This is a genomic window from uncultured Aquincola sp. (genome assembly GCF_964001545.1).
GTDB lineage: Bacteria > Pseudomonadota > Gammaproteobacteria > Burkholderiales > Burkholderiaceae_C > Aquincola.
Genome location: NZ_CAXFDV010000788.1, coordinates 1 through 4183 on the forward strand (window position 1 = coordinate 1; position 4183 = coordinate 4183).

At 73.1% G+C, this 4183-nt stretch carries 5 protein-coding genes; all 5 read right to left on the reverse strand.

The window, feature by feature from the left end; all coding sequences use genetic code 11:
* A partial coding sequence (locus ABNT58_RS27400; RefSeq protein ID WP_348756537.1) for a biotin/lipoyl-binding protein occupies positions 1–602 on the reverse strand: 602 nt, incomplete at its 3' end.
* Positions 599–2035, reverse strand: a complete 1437-nt coding sequence (locus ABNT58_RS27405; RefSeq protein WP_348756538.1) for an efflux transporter outer membrane subunit — start codon at positions 2033–2035, stop codon at positions 599–601. The genes ABNT58_RS27405 and ABNT58_RS27400, both read right to left, overlap by 4 nt.
* A gap of 57 nt (positions 2036–2092) precedes the next feature.
* Positions 2093–2227 carry a hypothetical protein gene (locus ABNT58_RS27410; RefSeq protein WP_348756539.1) on the reverse strand — a complete coding sequence of 45 codons (135 nt, stop codon included), beginning with the start codon at positions 2225–2227 and terminating at the stop codon, positions 2093–2095.
* A gap of 22 nt (positions 2228–2249) precedes the next feature.
* Positions 2250–2912 carry a hypothetical protein gene (locus ABNT58_RS27415; RefSeq protein ID WP_348756540.1) on the reverse strand — a complete coding sequence of 221 codons (663 nt, stop codon included), beginning with the start codon at positions 2910–2912 and terminating at the stop codon, positions 2250–2252.
* A gap of 1 nt (position 2913) precedes the next feature.
* The coding region (locus ABNT58_RS27420) for an RHS repeat-associated core domain-containing protein (RefSeq protein WP_348756541.1) at positions 2914–4183 on the reverse strand (1270 nt) is incomplete at its 5' end.

Consider the following 4183-nt stretch of genomic DNA (forward strand, 5'->3'; position numbering starts at 1 on the left):
CCATCGTCGGGCGCGGTGATGGTGGTCTTGGCCAGGCGCAGCTGGTCGCTCTGCAGCCGGGCGCGCTGAGCCAGCAGCCGTGCCTGGGCGGTCTTCTCGGCCGTCAGGTACTGGTTGATCTGCTGGGCACTGATGGCGCCGGTGGTCTGCAGCTGGCGCGCGCGCTCGGCATTGGCTTGGGCCTCGGCCAGCGTGGCCTCGCTTTCGGCCAGCGCGGCGCGGGTTTGCGCCAGCTCCACCTGCACCGTGTCCACCGCCATGCGGGCCAGCACCTGGCCGCGCTTGACGCGGTCGCCCACGTTCACCAGCACCTCGGCGAGGCGGTAGCCGCCCTGCTCGGCACCGACGATGCTCTCCTGCCAAGGCGCGATGCTGCCGTTGGCGCTGAGGGTGCGCGCCCAGTTGGCGCTGGCCGGCTGCACGGCGGTGACGGTGAGCGCCGCCTTGCCGGCCGATGCGGCGCCGGCCGGCGCCGAAGCTGCCGTGGCGGGTGTGGCGTCGGTGGGGCCGCCTTCTTTCTTGCCGCAGGCGGCCAGCGTGGTCAGCAGGGCCAGCGCGGTGGTGGCCAGGGCCAGGCGCTGCAGGTTCGTCGTGCGGATCAATTCACTTCCCTCGTCGTGTTGGCGGTGGCCAGCACCGGCTGCCAGCCGCCGCCCACCGCCTTGTAGAGCGCCAGCCAGGCGGCCACGCGCTCGCGCCGCACCTGCACCAGGCTGGCATCGGCCACCAGCGCGTTGCGCCGGGCCTGTTCCAGGTCGAGCAGGCTGCCGGTGCCCACCTGGAACTGCGTCTGCGCCGCGGCCAGGAACTCGGCATAACCGGCCGACGCGCGCCGGGCATCTTCTTCGCGCTGCTGGGCGGCCTGCAGCCGCACCAGCGCTTCTTCCACCTCGCGCGCGGCGGCCAGCACCTGGGCGCGCCACCCGGCCACGGCTTCTTCGTACCGGGCCTGGGCCGCTTCCACCGCGGCGCTGCGGCGGCCGCCGTCGATCAGCGGCGCCAGCAGCCCGGGGCCGAAGCTCCAGGTATCGCCATTGAAGGTGTTGCCGCCGGCGCGCACCGCCGCCCGGCCGATGGAGCCGGTGAGCGACAGGCGCGGCAGCCGGTCGGCCTGGGCCGCGCCCACGTCGGCCGAGGCGGCGGCCAGCTCGCGTTCGGCGGCGGCCACGTCGGGCCGCTGGGCCAGCACCTGGGCGGGCACGGCCGGCACCTCGAAGCCTTGCGGCTGCGGCAGCCGGGCCTGCGCCGCGGCCAGCTGGCTGCGCAGGCTGGGTTCGGGCTCCACCACCAGCGCGGCGATCTGCTTGACCAGCACGTCGCACTCGGCCTGCTGCGCCAGCACGCGGTTGCTGGCTTCGGCGGCGGTGGCGCGGGCCAGCGCGCCGTTGGCCGGCGCCTGGAAGCCGGCCTGCACCAGCCGGGCGGTCAGGTCGCTGGTCTGGCCGGCGGACTTGGCGTCTTGCTGGTAGACGGCCAGGGCCGCCTCGCAGGCGCGCAGGCCCACATAGGCATTGGCCACTTCGGCCGCCAGGCTCACACGGGCGTTGTGCCACTGCGCATCGGCGCCCGCCGCGCGGGCCTCGGCGGCGGCGCGGTTCTGGCGGTTGTAACCAAAGAGGTCAATCTCCCAGCTGGCATCCAGCGTGGCGCTGCCAGCGGTCTGCTGGCCGGGTGTGGGCGGCAGCTGGGTGCTGGAACGCTGCACGCCGGCATTGGCATTGAGCTGCGGCGACAAGGCCGCCCCGGCGATGCGAGCCGACGCCCGCGCCTGGGTGATGCGCGCCGCGGCCTGGGCCAGCGTGGGGTTGCGCAGCTGGGCCTGGGCCACCAGCTGCGGCAGCAGCGGGTCGTCGAAGCGCTGCCACCAATCGGCCAGGGCCGCCGTGCTGCCGCCATGCGGCAGGCTGGCCTGCCATTGCAGCGGCACGGTATCGGCCGGCGGCGTGGCCGGGGGCGGGCTGGCGCAGGCGGCCAGCAGCAGGCTCAACGCCAGGGCGATCGCGGGGCCGCGCAGGCGTGAATCAGGTGATGTCATGGCTCGGTGAGTCAGGGCACAAAGGCCGGCGGCAGTGTATCGGCCGCGCCCGGCCCTTCAGGTGACGAAGCGCAGCAGCTCACGCAGCAGGTGGCGCACCGGCTGCGCCCATTCCGGCGGGATGAAAGGATGCAGCAGCCAGGCGATGCCCAGCAGCGCCAGCCACCAGAGCCAGCGACGGTAAGGCTTCAAGGGCCGCAGGTCCACCGGTGCTTCACCGTTTGGGCAGCAGACGCATCAGCTGCGACTCGGCCCAGCTCTGCTGCGCCATGTCGTAGTTGTGCGGCGCCTTGGGCGCGGCCAGGTTGAAGAAGAAGCCGCTGGCCGACGCCAGCGGATAGCCGGCCAGCTGCTGCAGCCGGTCGCCGACCAGCACCGGCAGGCCGGCCAGGAAGGCGTCCACCCCCTTCAGCGCAGCCTGCGGCAGCTTGCAGGTCGGGTCCACCGCCGATTCGATCTCGAACTGGAACCACTCCACGCCGGCCTGGCGCATCGCGTAGTAGGGCGCCACGTCGGCCATGAACGACAAGTCGTCGGCCAGCAGGAAAAAGCCATTGGCCACCTTGGGGCTGCGGATGGCCTGCAGCCGCGCCAGGTCGTCGGCGAAGTCGGGCGCCTTGGCCATGTCGGCCGGCGTGAAGTCGAAGTGGCTGGCGCCCAGGTCTTGCACCAGCGCGTCGATCTGCTGTGGCGTGTGCTGGCGCCAGTCGGCCAGCGCCACCGCCAGCGGCAGCCCGGGCAGGGCCGCGCGTATGGCCAGCGCCTGCGCCAAGCTCACGCAAGGCGGCGCATCGCCCACGCACAGGCCCGCCATGTCGATGCGGGGGGCCAGCCGCTGCGCCTGCGCCGCCGACTGGAACTGGTTCACCTTGATCACGCTAGCCTCCGCATGCCTTGAAGGCCCGCAACCACGAGCCGCCTTCCATCCGCTTGCCGATGTCGCCCAGCGCCGCACGCACGCCGGTGGCACCGCCCCGTTCTTCGGCCCGCCGCAAGATGCCGTAGATGAGCTTGTCGTTGGCCGGGCTGTGGATGTGGGCGCCCGCATGGTAGTTGCCGATGCCACGGGCATTGACCCGCCCCGGGTGGGCCGAGGTGGCCACCTGCGAGCCGGCGGTGCCCCACAGCCGCGCGCCGTTCTCGGCGATCTCGGTGTCCAGGCCGTTGCGCGCCAGCAGGTCGCGCGACAGGTCGGCGTACTTGCTGGGGTTGTTCTGCTGAACGATGTGGTGCGCCGTCTGCCCGCTGGCCATCGGCCGGCCGGCGGCTTCCATCGACTTTTCCAGCCAGTAGGTCTGCGACAGGCCGTGCGGGTCGATCCACGCGAAGATGTCGGGGCCATAAGCCTGCAGGTTCTCGCCCGCGCGCAGGCCCAGCGGGTCGGGCGACACATAGGCATTGAGCCGCGGCTCGTAGTAGCGGTGGCGGTTGTAGAAGAGCCCGGTCTCGCTGTCCGCGTACTGGCCCTGCAGCCGCAGCGGGTTGTCCACCGGCGCCACGGCCGCGCCCTGGCGCCAGCCACCGGGCGCCGCCACCGCGCACCAGCGCACGCGGCCGGCGGCATCGGTCAGACGCACCGGGGCGCCGTTGGGGTCGTTGCTGTAGACCAGGGTTTCGCCGTCCAGCAGCGCCAGCGGCTCGAAGCCGCCCGGCCACATCAGATAGTCGCGCGGTCGCTCGCCGGGCCGTGCATCGGCGGCGATGGCATCGCCGTCCCAGCCGAAGCGGGTGCGCTGGCCTGCGGTGTCCTTGAACAGCCGGCGGCCCAGCGGGTCGTAGCCATAGGTGGTGATCACGGGCGCCGCGCCCGGGGTGCTACGGCCGTGGTGGCGGCTGGCCAGCAGGCGCTGGTGGGCGTCCCATACCAGCTCAGTGTGGCCACTGGCGTCCTGCCGCTGGCGCAGCTGGCCGGCGCGGTCGAAGCGGTAGGCCACGCCGTCCAGCTCGCCGCCACGCGCCCAGTCGTCCGTGCCGGCAGTGGGCGGTTCGGCGCTGGCCGCGTGCACCCGGGTGCTGAGCAGGTCGCCGGCTGCATCGTGCGCATGGCGGTGCAGCAGGCCTTGCGGGTCGACATGCTCGACGATGCGGCCCATGGGGTCGTGCACAAAGCGGTCGATGCCGAAGGCGTTGTCGTCGCGCGCCACCAGC